Origin of the sequence: Pseudomonas sp. C11 (assembly GCF_034683865.1) — a bacterium.
Taxonomy (GTDB): Bacteria; Pseudomonadota; Gammaproteobacteria; order Pseudomonadales; family Pseudomonadaceae; genus Aquipseudomonas.
Genome location: NZ_JAWIIP010000043.1, coordinates 1 through 295, shown reverse-complemented (window position 1 = coordinate 295; position 295 = coordinate 1). Strand labels below are relative to the sequence as shown.

At 64.1% G+C, this 295-nt stretch carries 1 pseudogene; it reads right to left on the bottom strand.

From position 1 onward, the window contains the following. Nucleotides 1-37: 37 nt before the first annotated feature. Nucleotides 38-295 (bottom strand): annotated as a pseudogene (locus tag VC352_RS24845) (sulfate ABC transporter substrate-binding protein); the annotation flags it as partial.

The following is a 295-nucleotide window of genomic DNA, read 5'->3' as shown; positions in this document are numbered from 1 at the left end:
TGGCGGGCTGCACCCGCCCTACGCCAGACCGTCGCTGTCAGAGACCCTCTGCGAGAAGCTGGTCGAGGATACCACCGTTGTCGAAATGCTTGGCGGTGATCTCGTCCCAGGTTCCCAGCACCTCGGTCGGGTTGATCAGGCGCACCGGGGCGAACTGCGCCTTGGTCGCCTCGACCACTTCCGGGTTGTGCACACGGTAGTTGTAGCTGGCCAGCAGTTGCTGGATGTCCTTGCTGTACTGGAAGTCGAGGATGGCCTTGGCCTGCTCGCGGGTGCCGCGCTCATCGGCCACCTT